A 14,983-nucleotide genomic window follows, 5' to 3' on the forward strand; every position below is an offset into this window, starting at 1 on the left:
AGGCATGCCCCTCGCGCAGAATTGCGCTGCGCGTCAGCTGTCGCGCAGGCGATAACCGACACCCGCCTCGGTCACCAGGAAGCGCGGGCTGGCCGGATCGTCGCCGAGCTTCTGGCGCAGGTGGCCGACCACGACCCGCAGGTAATGGGTGTCTTCGACATGGGTCGGACCCCAGATATCCTTGAGCAGTTGCTGCTGGGTCACTACCCGTCCGAGATGGCGTGCCAGCGCGGCGAGCACCGCATACTCCTTGCGCGTCAGCGCCACTTCCGCACCCTCCAGGGTGACTCGGCGATAGGCGAAGTCCACCTGCAACGGGCCGACCGCCACCGACGCCTCCGGGCTTTCGCCCTGCGCCGCCTGGCGCAGCAGGACGCGCACGCGGGCGAGGAACTCCTGGATGCCGAACGGCTTGGTCACGTAGTCGTTGGCGCCGCCGTCCAGGGCCAGTACCTTCTCGCCCTCGCTGGCGCGCACCGACAGCACCAGCACCGGCACCTGCGACCATTCGCGCAGGTCGCGAAGGATGTCCTGGCCGTCGCGGTCCGGCAGGCCGAGGTCGAGCACCACCAGGTCCGGTCGGTTCAGCGCGGCCTGGGCCAGCCCCTCTTCGCCGGTGCCGGCCTCGAGCACCCGGTAGCCCTGGGCATTGAGACTGATACGGAGGAACTTGCGGATCTGCGGTTCGTCGTCGATCAGCAGGATGCTGTTCTGCAATTGGGTCATGGCACTCGGCACGGCAGGTGAACACGGCGACAGGCCAGCGGCGGCGTCGCGGAAACGGCAGGAATAGCGCGAGCGCAGGCGCCAGGCAAGTGCGCCGGGCTCATTCGTCGCCCTCCAGTTGCCCGAGGTCCGGCTGCGGATGCAGCGGCAGGTGCAGGACCAGCGTGGTGCCGCGACCGTCGAGGCCTTCGCCGACGCTGATGCGCCCGCCGTGGGCGCCGATCATGCCCTGGCAGATCGCCAGGCCCAGGCCGGTGCCCTGGCCACCGCGGTCGCCACGGGCAGCGGTGTAGAACATGTCGAAGATCTTCTCCCGCTCGGCCTCGGGAATCCCCGGCCCCTCGTCGCTCACCGCGAAACGCAGCTCGGCGGCATCCTGGTTGACCTCGATGCGCAACCGGCCGTGGTTCGGCGAGAAGCGCGCGGCATTTTCCAGCACGTTGATCAGCGCCTGCTCGATCAGCGCCGCATGCACGTAGAGCAACGGCAGGTCGTTGGCCACGATCGCCTGCACCCGGTACGGCGCCAGCACCGCGCGCAGGCGGTTCAGCGCGCTGCCGACGATGTCGCCCGGCGCCACCCAGTCGCGCGCCAGCTTCAGGCCACCGTGGCCGAGACGGGTCATGTCGAGCAGGTTCTGGATATAGCGGTCCAGTCGCTCGGCCTCGTCGCGGGTGCTTTCCAGCAGTTCGCGACGATCCGCCGGCGGGATCGCCTCGCCCAGCGCCAGCAGGCTGTCGATGGAGCCGCGCATGGCCGTCAGCGGCGTGCGCAGGTCGTGGGAGACCGAGGCGAGCAAGGCGCTGCGCAGTTGCTCGGTTTCGCCGTGCAGGCGCGCGGCCTCCAGGTCCTCGGCCAGGCGAGCCCGCGCCAGGGCCTGGGCCAGGGGCTGGCCGAGGGCGGCGAGCAGGCGCCGGCGCTGCGGGCTCAGCGGCTGGCCGTCCAGCGGCGCGACACCGAGCAGTGCCAGCGGTCCCTCTTCCGCCGACAGCGGCCACCACCACCAGCGTCCTCCGGGCAGCGTGCCAGTACCGAGGCCGGCCGGCTGGTCGTGGGCCCAGGCCCAGTCCGCGGCGACCCGTTCCTGGTCGGCGAGTTGCCGCTGCACGCCGGCCTCGGTCTTCCACTCGCCATTGACCTGACCGAGCAGACAGACCTCGACGTCCTTCCAGTCGTCGAACTGCTGGGCGGCGGCGGCCAGCACCGCCTGGCGGTCGGTGGCGGCGGTGAGCTTGCGCGACAGCTCCAGCAGCAGGCTGGTTTCCTCCTGGGTATCGCGCAGCGCCTCCAGCTGGCGCCGCTGGCGTGCCGCCAGGTTGCCGGTGAGGCCGGCCATGAACAGGAAGAACGCCAGGCTCAGCAGGTCTTCGTGGCGATGGATGGCGAAGGAAAAATGCGGCGGGATGAACAGGAAGTCATAGGCCAGGAACGACGCCACCGCGCACAGCAGTGCCGGCATCAGGCTGCTGCGCACTGCCACCAGCAGCACCGCCATCAGGAACACCAGGGAGATGTTCGGCAGCTCCAGCAGGTGCGCCACGATCCAGGCCAGGCCGCTGGCCAGGGCGGTCGCCAGCAGCGCCAGCAGATAGTCGTTCCACACCACCGGATAGCGTGGCCGCGGTTCCGCCGGGCGCAGGTCGGCCTCGCTGTCCAGGGCACTGATCTCCAGGCCCTGGCCGTCGCGCAGCAGACGCCCGGCGAGACCACCGCCGAAGGCCCGGCGGTACCAGCGGCGCCGCGACTGGCCAACCAGGACCAGGCTGGCGCGGCGCTCGCGGGCATGTTGCAGGAGGGTCCGCGCCACCTCGCCGGCGCGCAGCACGACGATCTCGCCGCCGAGCCGCTCGGCCAGTTGCTGCGCACCCTGCAGGCGCATCCGCGCCTGCTCGCCGCGCAAGCCGCCGGTATCGACGTGTACCACGCTCCAGGGCAGGTGCCGACGTTCGGCGACCCGGCAGGCGTGGCGCACCAGGCGTTCGGCCTGTTCGTCACCGTCGATGCCCACCAGCAGCCGCCCGCGCAACGCCGGCGCTTCCTCGCCGCGCTGGCGGTAGCGGTGGTTGAGGTCGGCGTCGACCCGCGCGGCGGCGGTCTGCATCGCCAGTTCACGCAGCGCGGTGAGGTTGGTCTGCGAGAAGAACGCATCGATCGCCGCCCGCGCCTGTTCCGGCACGTAGACCTTGCCCTCGCGCAGGCGCTCCAGCAGCTCGCGCGGCGGCAGGTCGATGAGGACGATCTCGTAGGCCTCCTGCAACACCCAGTCCGGCACCGTCTCGCGGACCTGCACGCCGGTGATGTCGCGGACCTGGTCGTTGAGGCTCTCCAGGTGCTGGACGTTGACCGTTGTGTAGACGTCGATTCCCGCCGCCAGCAACTCCTGGATGTCCTGCCAGCGCTTGGCGTGGCGGCTGCCGGGAACGTTGCTGTGGGCCAGTTCGTCGACCAGGGCCAGCGCCGGCGGGTCGGCGAGGAGACCGTCGAGGTCCATTTCCTGCAGTTTCATCCCTCGATACTCGAGGCTGCGCAGCGGCTGCTGCGGCACGCCTGCGAGGAGGGACTCGGTTTCCGCCCGCGAGTGGGTCTCGACCACCCCGGCGCGCAGTTTCACGCCCTGGCGCAACTGGGCCTGGGCGGCCTGCAGCATGGCGAAGGTCTTGCCCACCCCCGGCGCCGCGCCGAGAAAGACTTTCAGGCGGCCGCGCCCGTCAGCGGGCAGGTCGGCCAGCAGCGCGTCGGCGCGTGCGGTGTCGGTCATGGATCGGTCGTACTCCGTTGCTCTGCGCCGCGCAGGGCGGACGATCGCCGGCGATCATCCGCCGATGCGGCGATATTGCAAGCCCTTGCGTGGGTCTCTGGGGAAACCTAGCGCTTCAACCCCGCCAGCGCCATGTTCAGCGCCAGCACGTTGACCACCGCCGGCCCCACCAGCGGCCGCTCGGTGTGGCTTTCCACCAGGTCTTCCACCAGCCGCAGCGGCAGCCCGCGCGCCGTGGCCACCCGCAGCGCCTGGTAACGCGCGGCCTGCGGCGGCAGCTGCGGATCGAGTCCGCTACCGGAGGTAGTGACCAGCGCCAGCGGCACCGGCCCCTGGTCGGCGATACGCTCCTGGGCGGCGTCCCTGGCGATGCGCTCGGCCAGTGCCGGGTTGCTCGGCGCCAGGTTGCTCGCGGCACTGGAAACGGTGGCGTAGTCGCCCGCCGAAGGCCGCGAATGGAACCACTCCTCGCCGTCGAACTTCTGCGCGATCAGCCGCGAGCCGAGCACCTTGCCCTCGGCGTCGCGCAGCAGGCTGCCATTGGCCTGCTCGGGGAACGCCAGTTGGGCGATACCGGTGACCAGCAGCGGATAGGCCACGCCGGTGACCATGCTCAGCACCAGCAGTGACGCCAGTGCCGGACGGAGTTGCTTGAACATGTGCAGATCCTCTCTTCAGTCCCAGGCCCTCGCCCGACGGCGAGGGCCGTTGTTCATGCCAGGCCGACGGCGGTCAGCAGCAGGTCGATCGCCTTGATCCCGAGGAACGGCGCCACCAGGCCGCCGACGCCATAGATCAGCAGGTTGCGCTGCAGCAGTTGCGAAGCGTCCGCCGCCTGAACCCGCACGCCGCGCAAGGCCAATGGGATCAACGCGACGATGATCAGCGCGTTGAACACGATGGCCGACAGGATCGCGCTCTGCGGGCTTTGCAGGCGCATCACGTTGAGCACGTCGAGCTGCGGGTAGATGCCGACGAACAGCGCCGGCAGGATGGCGAAGTACTTGGCCACGTCGTTGGCGATGGAAAAGGTGGTCAGCGCGCCGCGGGTGACCAGCAACTCCTTGCCCACCTGGACCACGTCGAGCAGCTTGGTCGGGTCGCTGTCCAGGTCGACCAGGTTGGCCGCCTCGCGGGCGGCCTGGGTGCCGTCGTTCATGGCCATGCCGACGTCGGCCTGAGCCAGCGCCGGGGCGTCGTTGGCACCGTCACCGCACATCGCCACCAGGCGACCTTCGCCCTGCTCCTGGCGAATCCGCGCCAATTTCTTCTCCGGGGTAGCCTCGGCGATCACGTCGTCGACCCCAGCCTCGGCGGCGATGGCAGCGGCGGTCAGCGGGTTGTCGCCGGTCACCATCACGGTGCGGATGCCCAGCCGGCGCAGTTCGGCGAAGCGCTCGCGAATGCCCGGCTTGACCACGTCCTTCAGGTGAATGGCGCCGAGCAGCCGGCCGTTGGCTACCACCAGCAGCGGGGTGCCGCCGCTCTGGGCGATCTTGTCCACCTCCCGCGAAAGCACCTCGGGCATCTTCTCCCGCGGCAGGTCGATGAAGCGCAGCGCCGCATCCACCGCCCCCTTGCGGTACACCTGGCCGTTCCAGTCGACCCCGGACAGGCGGGTTTCCGCGCTGAAGGCGATCGGCGTCAGCTCCTCGCGGCGCGGCTCCTCGATCGGATGCAGGATGCGCAGGTATTCGACGATCGACTTGCCTTCCGGGGTGTCGTCGGCCAGCGAGGCCAGCAACGCGCCCTCGGCCAGTTCCTTGCCGCTCACCCCCGGCGCGGCGTACAGCGCGCTGCAGCGGCGGTTGCCGAAGGTGATGGTGCCGGTCTTGTCGAGCAGCAGCACGTGGACGTCGCCGGCCGCCTCCACCGCGCGACCGGACTTGGCGATCACGTTCAGGCGCACCAGGCGGTCCATGCCGGCGATGCCGATGGCCGAGAGCAGGCCGCCGATGGTGGTCGGGATCAGCGTCACCAGCAGCGCCACCAGGAACACCAGCGGCAGGTTGCCGCCGGCGAACAGGGCGAACGGCTTGAGGGTCACCACTACCAGCAGGAAGATCAGGGTCAGGCCGATCAGCAGGATGTCCAGCGCCACTTCGTTGGGGGTCTTCTGCCGCTTGGCGCCTTCCACCAGGGCGATCATCCGGTCCAGGGTCGACTCGCCCGGGTTGGCGCCGATCCGTACCAGCAGCCAGTCGGACACCACCTGGGTGTTGCCGGTCACCGCCGAGCGATCGCCGCCGGACTCGCGGATCACCGGCGCCGATTCGCCGGTGATGGCGGCCTCGTTGACCGCCGCCACCCCTTCGATGACTTCGCCGTCGCCGGGAATCATCTCGCCGGCCTGGACCCGTACCACATCGCCCTTGCGCAGGCTGCTGGCAACGACGCTCTCGAAACTGCCGTCGGCGCGCCGCTTATTGGCGGAGAGGCCCTGGCTGCCGGCCTTGAGACTGTCCGCGCGGGCCTTGCCACGCCCCTCGGCGAGCGCTTCGGCGAAATTGGCGAAGAGCACGGTGAACCACAGCCAGAGGGCGATCTGCAGCGCCACCGAGGTCGGCACCGCCTGGTCGGGGACGAAGCACAGCAAGGTGGTGAGCACGGCGGTCAGTTCGACCACCAGCATCACCGGCGAGCGCAGCAACTGGCGCGGGTCGAGCTTGACGAAGGCTTGCAGCAGCGCCGGCCGCCACAAGGCGGCGAGGCTGGTGGACGCGTTGTGGCGACGTTCGAGCGATTTGTGCAAGGCGTTCTTGGACGCCTGGGTCTGAGCGTTCATGTGCGATTCCTTCAGAAGCCGAGGCTCAGTTGTTCAGCGATCGGGCCGAGGGCCAGGGTCGGCAGGAAAGTCAGGCCGCCGACCAGCAGGATGGTCACGGTGAGCAGGCTGACGAACAGCGGACCATGGGTCGGGAAACTGTTCGGCCCCACCGGGCTGGCCTTCTTCGCCGCCAGGCTGCCGGCGATGGCGAGGATCGGCAGGATGTAGCCGAAGCGGCCGATGAGCATGGCCAGGCCGATCATCAGGTTGTGGAACGGCGTGTTGGCACCGAAACCGGCAAACGCCGAGCCGTTGTTGGCGCTCCCCGAGGTGTAGGCGTAGAGCAGTTGGCTGAAGCCGTGCGGGCCGGGATTGGTCACCGCCGAGGCCGGCCCCGGCAGGCTGGCGGCGATGGCGCCGAGCACCAGCACGCCGACAGGCATCACCAGCAGGGTGAAGACCAGCAGGCGGACCTCCTTCGCCTCGAGTTTCTTGCCCAGGTACTCCGGCGTCCGCCCGACCATCAGGCCGGCGAGGAACACCGCGATCAGGACGAACAGCAGCATGCCGTAGAGGCCGGCGCCGACGCCGCCGAAGATCACCTCGCCGAGCATCATGTTCAGCAGCGGCAGCATGCCGCCCAGGGGGCTCAGGCTGTCGTGCATGGCGTTCACCGAGCCGTTCGAGGCGGCGGTGGTGGTGATCGCCCAGAGCATGCTGGCGGCGGTGCCGAAGCGACTCTCCTTGCCCTCCATCGGCGCGCCCTGCTCGATCGGCAACTGCGCCAGCGCCGGGTTCGGCTGGTATTCGGCCCACAGCGACAGGCTCAGGCCGAGGCAGAACAGCAGCAGCATGCAGCCGAGGATCGCGCGGCTCTGGCGCAGGTCCTTCACGTAATGGCCGAAGGTGAATACCAGCGCCGCCGGGATCAGGATGATCGAGGCCACTTCGAACAGGTTGCTCCAGGCACTCGGGTTCTCGAACGGATGAGTCGAGTTGACGCCGAAGAAGCCGCCGCCGTTGGTGCCCAGTTGCTTGATGGCGATCTGGCTGGCCGCCGGGCCGAGCGGGATGGTCTGCTCGGCGCCTTGCAAGGTGGTGGCATGGACGTAGTCGAAGAAGGTCTGCGGCACGCCCTGCCAGACCAGCAGCAGCGCCAGCAGCAGGCACAGCGGCAGCAGCACGTAGAGGGTGCCGCGGGTCAGGTCGACCCAGAAGTTGCCCAGCTGTCGTGTGGAGCGGCGGCTGATGCCGCGTGCCAGGGCCACCAGCACGCAGAGGCCGACCGCCGCGCTGACGAAGTTCTGCACCGTAAGGCCGACCATCTGGCTGAAGTAGCTCAGCGAGGCCTCGCCGCTGTAGGCCTGCCAGTTGGTGTTGGTGACGAAACTGACCGCGGTGTTGAACGCCAGGGTCCATTCCAGGCCCGGCAGGTGCTGCGGGTTCAGCGGCAGGCTGCCCTGCAGCATGAGGATCGAGAACAGCAGGACCAGGCCGGCCAGGTTGAATGCCAGCAGCGCCAGGGTGTAGGTCTTCCAGTCCTGCTCGCTCGCCGGATCGACGCCGAACAGGCGATAGCAGACGCGCTCCAGTGGCGCCAGCGGCGCGCTGAGGAGATTGCGTTGGCCTTCCATCACCTTGAAGCAGTAGCGCCCGAGGAACGGTGCAGGCACCAGGACCAGGGCGAAAAAGGCCAGGATCAAGAGAATCTCGTGGCTGTTCATGTGCCCTCCCCTAGGCACGGTCGGCGCGTAGCAGCGCCACCAGCAAATAGACGAACAGTCCCGTGGCCAGGGCCAGGGACAACCAATCCAGAACGGTCATGTGTGCGATCTCTCCTTCGAGCGGCCTCTGCCGCTTGAGGGAAAGTCTCCGCAAAGGGGGCGTAAAGAAGCGATTCAGGGCCGCGTCGGACGGCATAAAGAAAGCGTAAAGAGTGGCGCGGACAGCGCCTGGGAGAGCAACCGGCCGGGGACTGCGCCACGGCCGGTGACAAGGCGAAGGATCGACGCTAGCCCTGGGCGGCGCGGATCATGTTGCGGGCGATCAGCAGTTGCTGGATCTGCGTGGTGCCCTCGTAGATGCGGAACAGCCGCACGTCGCGATAGAAGCGCTCGATCCCGTAGTCGCCGATATAGCCGGCGCCGCCGAATATCTGCACCGCGCGGTCGGCGACGCGGCCGCACATTTCCGAGGCGAACAGCTTGGCGCAGGACGCCTCGGTACCGACATCGCGGCCTTCGTCGCGCTGCCGCGCGGCGTCGATGACCATGCAGCGCGCCGCGTAGGCTTCGGCCTTGCTGTCGGCAAGCATCGCCTGGATCAACTGGAACTCGGCGATCGGCTGGCCGAACTGCTTGCGTTCCAGGGCATAGCGCAACGCATCCTCGAGCATCCGCTCGGCGACCCCCACACAGACTGCGGCGATGTGCAGGCGGCCCTTGTCGAGCACCTTCATCGCGGTCTTGAAGCCGACGCCCTCGACCCCGCCGATCAACTGACTGGCAGGCACCCGGCAGTCGTCGAAGATCACGTCACAGGTATGCGCGCCCTTCTGTCCCATCTTGCGATCCGGCTTGCCCAGGGACAGCCCGGGCGTACCGCGCTCGACGACGAAAGCGGAGATTCCGCCGGCGCCACGGATCGCCGGGTCGGTGCGCGCCATCACGGTGTAGATGCCGGCCTGCGGGGCGTTGGTGATGAAGCGCTTGGTACCGTTGAGCACGTAGTGCTCGCCGTCACGCACCGCCGTGGTCTTCAGCGAGGCGGCGTCGGAACCGGAGTCCGGTTCGGTGAGGCAGAACGAACTGAGCAGTTCGCCCGACGCCAGGCGCGGCAGGTAGCGCCGCTTCTGCTCTTCGGTGCCGTCGATGACGATGCCCTGGGAGCCGATGCCGTTGTTGGTGCCCAGCAGCGAACGGAACGCCGGCGAGGTCCGCCCCAGCTCGAAGGCGATGCTCACCTCTTCCTCCATGGTCACCCCGAGGCCGCCGTAGGCCTCCGGGATCGACAGGCCGAACAGGCCCATCTCGCGCATGCGGGCGATGATCGCCTCGGGAATGCGGTCGGTTTCCGCCACTTCCTGCTCATGAGGCACCAGGCTTTCGCGGACGAACTGGCGGATGCTGTCCAGCAGCAGGTTCAGGGTTTCCGGATCACGAATCATGCTCACTCCAATAGGCCCCTAGGCCGGTTGCCATGATTCCGTCACCGGCCTCGGTCAGCGGGTGGCGGCCTCGATGTTGTGGACCATGTGCAGCAGGCGCGGGCCGATGTCGTCCTCCAGTTTCTCGCGCTTGAGATGGAAACTCGGCCCGCCGCAATTGAACGCCAGCAGCCCATGGCTCTCATGGTGCAAGGCCACGCCCACCGCGTTGACGTCGCGTTGCCACTCGCCGAGCGACAGGCAGAAGCCGTAGTCGGCATAGTCGCGGAAGGCCCGCTCCAGCCCCTTGCGCACTTCCGGCCAGTCTTCCGGGTGGCGCTTGCGAATGTGCCCGAGGATGAATTCCCGCTCGTCCTCCGGCATCGCCGCCAGGCAGGCCCGGCCGATCGCGCTGCGGTGCAGCGAGAGGTGGCTGCCGACCTGGCGACGCATGGTCAGGTTGGCCTCGCCATGCACCACGTCGAGGTAGACCATGCTCAGCCGGTCGCGGGCCGCCATGGCCACCGCGGCCTTGGCGTAGCCGGCCATCTCTTCCATCAACGGGCGGGCGAGCGCGCGAATCGACAGGTTCGAGAGCATCGCGTAGCCGAACGACATCACCCCCACTTCCAATTGATACTTGCCGCTATGCGGCAGGTGACGCAGATAGCCCAGCCGGGTCAGGGTGTGGGTCAGACGCGACACCGTCGGCTTCGGCAGGCCGGTCTTCTTCGCCAGTTCCTGGTTGCCCAGCAGGCTTTCCCGTGGCGTGAAACAGCGCAGCAATTCCAACCCGCGGGCCAGCGCGGTGACGAACTGGCGGTCCTTGAGATCCTCGTCTTTCTCCTGCATCGGGTCGATCAGCACAGCTTCGAAGGCGGACACTTCCGCTTCCGTACTGGCACCTTCCGCCGGACTCCGGCGCTCGTCGTTGCCGCGCATAGTAGGGACCTCTTTTTCAAAAAATCAATAAAACAAAATCATATTTCGCATAGCGAAACTAATAGAAGAACCCATGCACTTGCAACAACGAAAATAAAATCCTTTTAAAACAGTAAATTGTATAAGTAGATCATCCGAGATCCGACGCGTGTATTTACAACGCCACGGCTGGCGCTGATTATTTTCGATAAATCATGAAACCATATTTCGCATAGCGAAATATCAATTCATCGGAGCTTCCATGTCCGCCGATCCTTCGCCCGTGGTCCTGCTCGAATTTCCCGCAGCCGATATAGCCCTGCTTCGCCTCAATCGTCCGCAAGCCAGGAACGCGCTGAACGACCAAGTGCGCCAGCGCCTCGCCAGCCACTTCCAGACGCTCGGCGCGGATCCGGCGATCCGCGTCATCGTGCTCACCGGCGACTCGCGCTGCTTTGCAGCTGGCGCCGATCTCCGCGATCTCTCGACGAGCACGGCGATCGGCCTGTACGGCCGCCACGGCGAGCGCTACTGGGAAGCCATCGCGCGCTGCCCGAAGCCGGTGATCGCCGCGGTCAACGGCTTCGCCCTGGGCGGCGGCTGCGAACTGGCGATGCACTGCGACCTGATCGTCGCCGGCGAGTCGGCACAGTTCGCCCAGCCGGAGATCAAGGTCGGGGTGATGCCGGGTGCCGGCGGCACCCAGCGCCTGGTGCGGGCGGTGGGCAAGTTCCAGGCGCTGCGCATGCTGTTCACCGGCTGCCTGGTGAAGGCTCCGCAAGCGCTGGCCATGGGCCTGGTCAGCGAAGTGGTGGCGGACGAGTCGACGCTGGCGCGCGCCCTGGAACTGGCCATGGAGATCGCCCGCCTGCCCCCTCTGGCGCTGGCGCAGATCAAGGAGGTGGTCCTGGCCGGTGCCGACCTGCCGCTGGACAGTGCCCTGGCCCTGGAACGCAAGGCGTTCCAGTTGCTGTTCGACTCGCAGGACCAGAAGGAAGGCATGCAGGCCTTCCTGGAGAAACGCCCGCCGAACTACCAGGGGAAATAGACGATGCCCGATATTCGTTGTATCGCCGTGGTCGGTACCGGTGCGATGGGCACCGGGATCGCCCAGATCGCCGCCCAGGCCGGCCTGACCGTATGGCTGTTCGACAGCCGCGCCGAGGCCGCCGCCGAGGCACGCCAGCGCCTGCGGCAGACCTTCGAGAGCCTGTGCGGCAAAGGCAAGCTGAGCGCCGCCGACGCCGCGGCCGCGCAAAACCGGCTGCGGGTGGCGGAACGCCTGGAACAACTGGGCGACTGCGAACTGGTGGTGGAGGCCATCGTCGAGCGCCTGGAGGCCAAGCAGGAATTGCTGCGCCGGCTGGAAGCCATAGTCGCGCCGGAGACCATCCTCGCCAGCAATACCTCGTCGCTGTCGATCACCGCCATCGCCGCCGCCTGCGAGCGGCCGCAGCGGGTCGCCGGCTTTCACTTCTTCAACCCGGTGCCGCTGATGCGCGTGGTCGAGGTGGTCGACGGCCTGGCCAGCGCTCCGGAAGTCGGCGACGCCCTGCTCGCCCTCGCCGCGCGCCTGGGCCACCGCGGCGTACGGACCAAGGACAGCCCCGGCTTCATCGTCAACCATGCCGGCCGCGCCTATGGCACCGAGGCCCTGCGCATCCTCGGCGAAGGCGTCGCCGAATGCGCCGAGATCGACCGTGTGCTGCGCGAGTGTGCCGGCTTCCGCATGGGGCCGTTCGAACTGCTCGATCTTACCGGCCTCGACGTGTCGCACCCGGTAATGGAATCGATCTACCAGCAGTACTACCAGGAACCGCGCTACCGCCCGCACCCGCTGACCCGCCAGTTGCTCGCCGCCGGCCGTCTCGGGCGCAAGAGCGGCCAGGGCTTCTATCGCTACGTCGACGGCCAGCCGCAGGACAAGCCCGGTCCGCAACCGGTGCCGCAGGCCGCCATCCGGCCCCCGGTGTGGCTGGGCTGCGAAAACGAGGACGACCGCCGCACGCTCGCCGAACTGCTGCATCGCCTCGGCGTCGAGCCGGAAACCGGCGAACGCCCTTCCGCCGCAGCGCTCTGCCTGCTGGCCGCCTGGGGCGAGGACCTGAGCAGCGCCGTGCAGCGCTTCGCCTGTCCCGCCGAGCGCAGCGTCGGCATCGACCTGCTCTGCGACCTCGAGCGCCGGCGCTGCCTGATGCTCTCGCCACTGACTACCCCGGCCATGCGCGACGCCGCCCACGCGCTACTGGCTGGCGACGGCGTCGGGGTCACGGTGCTGCGCGACAGTCCCGGCTTCGTCGTCCAGCGGGTACTGGCGATGATCGTCAACCTCGCCTGCGACATCGCCCAGCAGGGCATTGCCAGCGTCGAGGATATCGACCAGGGGGTGCACCTCGGCCTCGGCTATCCCCACGGCCCGCTGGAATGGGGCGACCGCCTCGGCCCGCGGCGCCTGCTGAGCATTCTCCAGCGCTTGCAGACGCTTACCGGTGACCCGCGCTACCGGCCCAGTCCCTGGCTGCGCCGACGAGCGCAACTGGGCATGTCCCTGCGCGCCGGCGAAACCGCCGCCGTAGGCTGACGCATCGGCGACCTGGCGGCGCAGCGTCATGCGTCTCGCCGCCAGGCCAACGCTTTTTCCCCGAGCGACGCTTTCCGGGCTTGCAGCTGCCGATGTATCCTGCGCGCAAATTCATCCGATGATTGGATGTTTCTTCCGTGACCATTCCCCTCAAGCGCTCCCTGGTGGACATCGCCCTGGAGCAGATCCGCCAGCGCATCGACGCCGGCCATTGGCCGCTCGGCCAGCGCCTGCCGCCGGAGCCGGAACTCGCCGAGCTGCTCGGCATGAGCCGCAACACCGTGCGCGAAGCGGTGCGGGTGCTGACCTTCTCCGGCGTGCTGGAAGTCCGCCAGGGCGACGGCACCTACGTGCGCGCCTGCGCCGATCCGCTGGAAACCATGCTGGTGCTGGCGCGCAGCGCGGTGCAGCACTCCCTGGAGGCACGCGGGATGATCGAGATCGAGGCGGCGCGCCTGGCAGCCGTTCGCCGCGACGACAGCGACCTGAGCGCATTGCGCGAACATCTCGACGCTTCGCGCCAGCGCTACGGCAGCGCCGACCTGCAGGACTACATAGAGCACGACGTCCGCTTCCACCAACGGATGGTCGATGCCGCCCACAATCCGGTGCTCAGCGAACTCTACCGCTATTTCTCGCAGGTCATCCGGACCTCGCTGGAACGCACCATGGCCGACCCACAAAGGGCCCAGCCCTGCTTCGAGCTGCACCAGCAACTGCTCGACGCCATAGAACGCGGAGACCCGGACGCTGCCGCCGCGGCCAACCGCGCACTGCTGATCTGAACCCGGGACAGACCCATGACTCACGCCTTGAATGCCCGGCCGGGAGCGCACCCCGGCCATCCTCCGGAGGAACTGCTGATCGATGCCGAAGTCGACGACGAACCAGTTCCGCCGGCGCCGCCACTACGCCCCTGGCTGCTCCTGCTGGGCCTGGTGCTGGTGGCGCTGAACCTGCGCCCGGCGCTGTCCAGCCTCGCCCCCCTGCTCAACCAGGTGCGCGACGATACCGGCCTCTCGGCCGCTGCCGCCGGCCTGCTGACCACCGCGCCGGTACTCTGCCTGGGGTTGTTCGCGCCGCTCGCGCCGCGCCTGGCCCGGCGTATCGGCGCCGAGCGCAGTGTGCTGCTGATCCTCTTCTGCCTGGCCGGCGGCATCGTCCTGCGCAGCCTGTTCCCGGTGTTCGGCCTGTTCGCCGGCAGCGTCCTGGCCGGCGCCAGCATCGGCATCATCGGCGTGCTCCTGCCGGGCATCGTCAAACGCGACTTCCCGCGCCAGGCCGGGGTGATGACCGGGGTCTACACCATGGCCCTGTGCCTGGGCGCAGCGCTCGCCGCCGGCGCTACCGCGCCGCTGGAGAAGCTCTTCGGCAACTGGGAACTGGCGCTGGCGTTCTGGTCGCTGCCGGCGATCCTCGCCGCCGCCTTCTGGCTGCCGCAGACCCGCCAGGGCCAGCACGCCCATCGCCAGGCCTTCCGTGTCATCGGCCTGTGGCGCGACCCGCTGGCCTGGCAGGTCACGCTGTACATGGGCCTGCAATCGTCCCTGGCCTACATCGTCTTCGGTTGGCTGCCGTCGATCCTGATCGACCGCGGCATGACTGCGGTGGAAGCCGGCCTGGTGCTGTCCGGCTCGGTGATGCTGCAACTGATCACCGCCCTGCTCGCGCCCTGGCTCGCCGCTCGCGCCAGGGACCAGCGCCTGGCGGTGGTGCTGGTGATGGCGACCACCCTCGCCGGCCTGCTCGGCTTCCTCTATGCGCCGCTGCAGACCATCTGGGGCTGGGCGGTCCTGCTCGGCCTCGGCCAGGGCGGTACCTTCAGCATCGCCCTGGCGCTGATCGTCCTGCGCTCGCGCGACGCCCACGTCGCCTCGCATCTGTCGGGCATGGCCCAGGGCGTCGGCTACACCCTGGCGGCCATGGGGCCGTTCATGGTCGGCGTGGTCCACGACCTGACCGGCGGCTGGAACGCGGTCGGCTATATCTTCATCGGCGTCGCCATCGCCGCCACCCTGTTCGGCCTCGGCGCCGGGCGCAGCCAGTACGTGGGGGCCCGCAGCGAACACCTGTAGCCCCGCAGAC

At 68.4% G+C, this 14,983-nt stretch carries 12 protein-coding genes; 4 read left to right on the plus strand and 8 right to left on the minus strand.

Going from position 1 to position 14,983, the window contains the following annotated elements:
• Positions 1-33 precede the first annotated feature (33 nt).
• The 8 genes from ACTJJX_RS10515 to ACTJJX_RS10550 form a co-directional block, all read right to left on the minus strand.
• On the minus strand, positions 34-726 hold the full coding sequence (locus ACTJJX_RS10515; protein WP_003114598.1) for a response regulator: 693 nt from the start codon (positions 724-726) through the stop codon (positions 34-36).
• 100 nt (positions 727-826) lie between these two features.
• On the minus strand, positions 827-3,484 hold the full coding sequence (locus tag ACTJJX_RS10520; RefSeq protein ID WP_010794010.1) for a sensor histidine kinase: 2,658 nt from the start codon (positions 3,482-3,484) through the stop codon (positions 827-829).
• A gap of 107 nt (positions 3,485-3,591) precedes the next feature.
• The gene (gene kdpC, locus ACTJJX_RS10525; RefSeq protein WP_003120424.1) at positions 3,592-4,143 is read right to left on the minus strand and encodes a potassium-transporting ATPase subunit KdpC; all 552 of its coding nucleotides are present in this window, start codon (positions 4,141-4,143) and stop codon (positions 3,592-3,594) included.
• A gap of 53 nt (positions 4,144-4,196) precedes the next feature.
• Positions 4,197-6,269 carry a potassium-transporting ATPase subunit KdpB gene (gene kdpB, locus ACTJJX_RS10530; RefSeq protein WP_003097844.1) on the minus strand — a complete coding sequence of 691 codons (2,073 nt, stop codon included), beginning with the start codon at positions 6,267-6,269 and terminating at the stop codon, positions 4,197-4,199.
• 11 nt (positions 6,270-6,280) lie between these two features.
• On the minus strand, positions 6,281-7,975 hold the full coding sequence (kdpA, locus tag ACTJJX_RS10535) for a potassium-transporting ATPase subunit KdpA (RefSeq protein ID WP_016851768.1): 1,695 nt from the start codon (positions 7,973-7,975) through the stop codon (positions 6,281-6,283).
• A gap of 10 nt (positions 7,976-7,985) precedes the next feature.
• Entirely contained in the window at positions 7,986-8,075 is a 90-nt protein-coding gene (locus ACTJJX_RS10540) for a K(+)-transporting ATPase subunit F (protein WP_003097848.1), read from the minus strand.
• 187 nt (positions 8,076-8,262) lie between these two features.
• A complete protein-coding gene (locus tag ACTJJX_RS10545) occupies positions 8,263-9,417 on the minus strand; it encodes an acyl-CoA dehydrogenase family protein (RefSeq protein WP_003097850.1) in 1,155 nt (384 codons plus the stop codon).
• Between the two features lie 54 nt (positions 9,418-9,471).
• Complete coding sequence (locus ACTJJX_RS10550) at positions 9,472-10,338, minus strand: IclR family transcriptional regulator (RefSeq protein WP_009876205.1); 867 nt, start codon at positions 10,336-10,338, stop codon at positions 9,472-9,474.
• 241 nt (positions 10,339-10,579) lie between these two features.
• Here ACTJJX_RS10550 and ACTJJX_RS10555 point away from each other — a divergent pair, with 241 nt between their 5' ends.
• From ACTJJX_RS10555 to ACTJJX_RS10570, 4 genes are all read left to right on the plus strand, one after another.
• Positions 10,580-11,365, plus strand: coding sequence for an enoyl-CoA hydratase (locus ACTJJX_RS10555; protein WP_009876204.1), 786 nt, complete (start codon positions 10,580-10,582; stop codon positions 11,363-11,365).
• A 3-nt stretch (positions 11,366-11,368) separates the two neighbouring features.
• Positions 11,369-12,898: a 3-hydroxyacyl-CoA dehydrogenase gene (locus ACTJJX_RS10560; RefSeq protein WP_016851769.1), complete on the plus strand. Its 1,530-nt coding sequence runs from the start codon at positions 11,369-11,371 to the stop codon at positions 12,896-12,898.
• A 137-nt stretch (positions 12,899-13,035) separates the two neighbouring features.
• Positions 13,036-13,683 carry a FadR/GntR family transcriptional regulator gene (locus ACTJJX_RS10565; protein WP_003097856.1) on the plus strand — a complete coding sequence of 216 codons (648 nt, stop codon included), beginning with the start codon at positions 13,036-13,038 and terminating at the stop codon, positions 13,681-13,683.
• Positions 13,684-13,698: 15 nt separating this feature from the next.
• Complete coding sequence (locus ACTJJX_RS10570) at positions 13,699-14,973, plus strand: CynX/NimT family MFS transporter (RefSeq protein ID WP_003114593.1); 1,275 nt, start codon at positions 13,699-13,701, stop codon at positions 14,971-14,973.
• The last annotated feature ends 10 nt before the right edge of the window (positions 14,974-14,983 follow it).

The organism is Pseudomonas sp. 22490 (assembly GCF_052044465.1).
Lineage (GTDB): Bacteria > Pseudomonadota > Gammaproteobacteria > Pseudomonadales > Pseudomonadaceae > Pseudomonas > Pseudomonas aeruginosa.

Bases quoted from the DNA above. Each gene is read 5' to 3' on its own strand.
- ACTJJX_RS10570 (WP_003114593.1), top strand. From the start codon at position 13,699: ATGACTCACGCCTTGAATGCCCGGCCGGGAGCGCACCCCGGCCATCCT.
- ACTJJX_RS10540 (WP_003097848.1), bottom strand. From the start codon at position 8,075: ATGACCGTTCTGGATTGGTTGTCCCTGGCCCTGGCCACGGGACTGTTC.
- ACTJJX_RS10555 (WP_009876204.1), top strand. From the start codon at position 10,580: ATGTCCGCCGATCCTTCGCCCGTGGTCCTGCTCGAATTTCCCGCAGCC.
- kdpA (WP_016851768.1), bottom strand. From the start codon at position 7,975: ATGAACAGCCACGAGATTCTCTTGATCCTGGCCTTTTTCGCCCTGGTC.
- ACTJJX_RS10545 (WP_003097850.1), bottom strand. From the start codon at position 9,417: ATGATTCGTGATCCGGAAACCCTGAACCTGCTGCTGGACAGCATCCGC.
- ACTJJX_RS10520 (WP_010794010.1), bottom strand. From the start codon at position 3,484: ATGACCGACACCGCACGCGCCGACGCGCTGCTGGCCGACCTGCCCGCT.
- ACTJJX_RS10550 (WP_009876205.1), bottom strand. From the start codon at position 10,338: ATGCGCGGCAACGACGAGCGCCGGAGTCCGGCGGAAGGTGCCAGTACG.
- kdpC (WP_003120424.1), bottom strand. From the start codon at position 4,143: ATGTTCAAGCAACTCCGTCCGGCACTGGCGTCACTGCTGGTGCTGAGC.
- ACTJJX_RS10515 (WP_003114598.1), bottom strand. From the start codon at position 726: ATGACCCAATTGCAGAACAGCATCCTGCTGATCGACGACGAACCGCAG.
- kdpB (WP_003097844.1), bottom strand. From the start codon at position 6,269: ATGAACGCTCAGACCCAGGCGTCCAAGAACGCCTTGCACAAATCGCTC.
- ACTJJX_RS10560 (WP_016851769.1), top strand. From the start codon at position 11,369: ATGCCCGATATTCGTTGTATCGCCGTGGTCGGTACCGGTGCGATGGGC.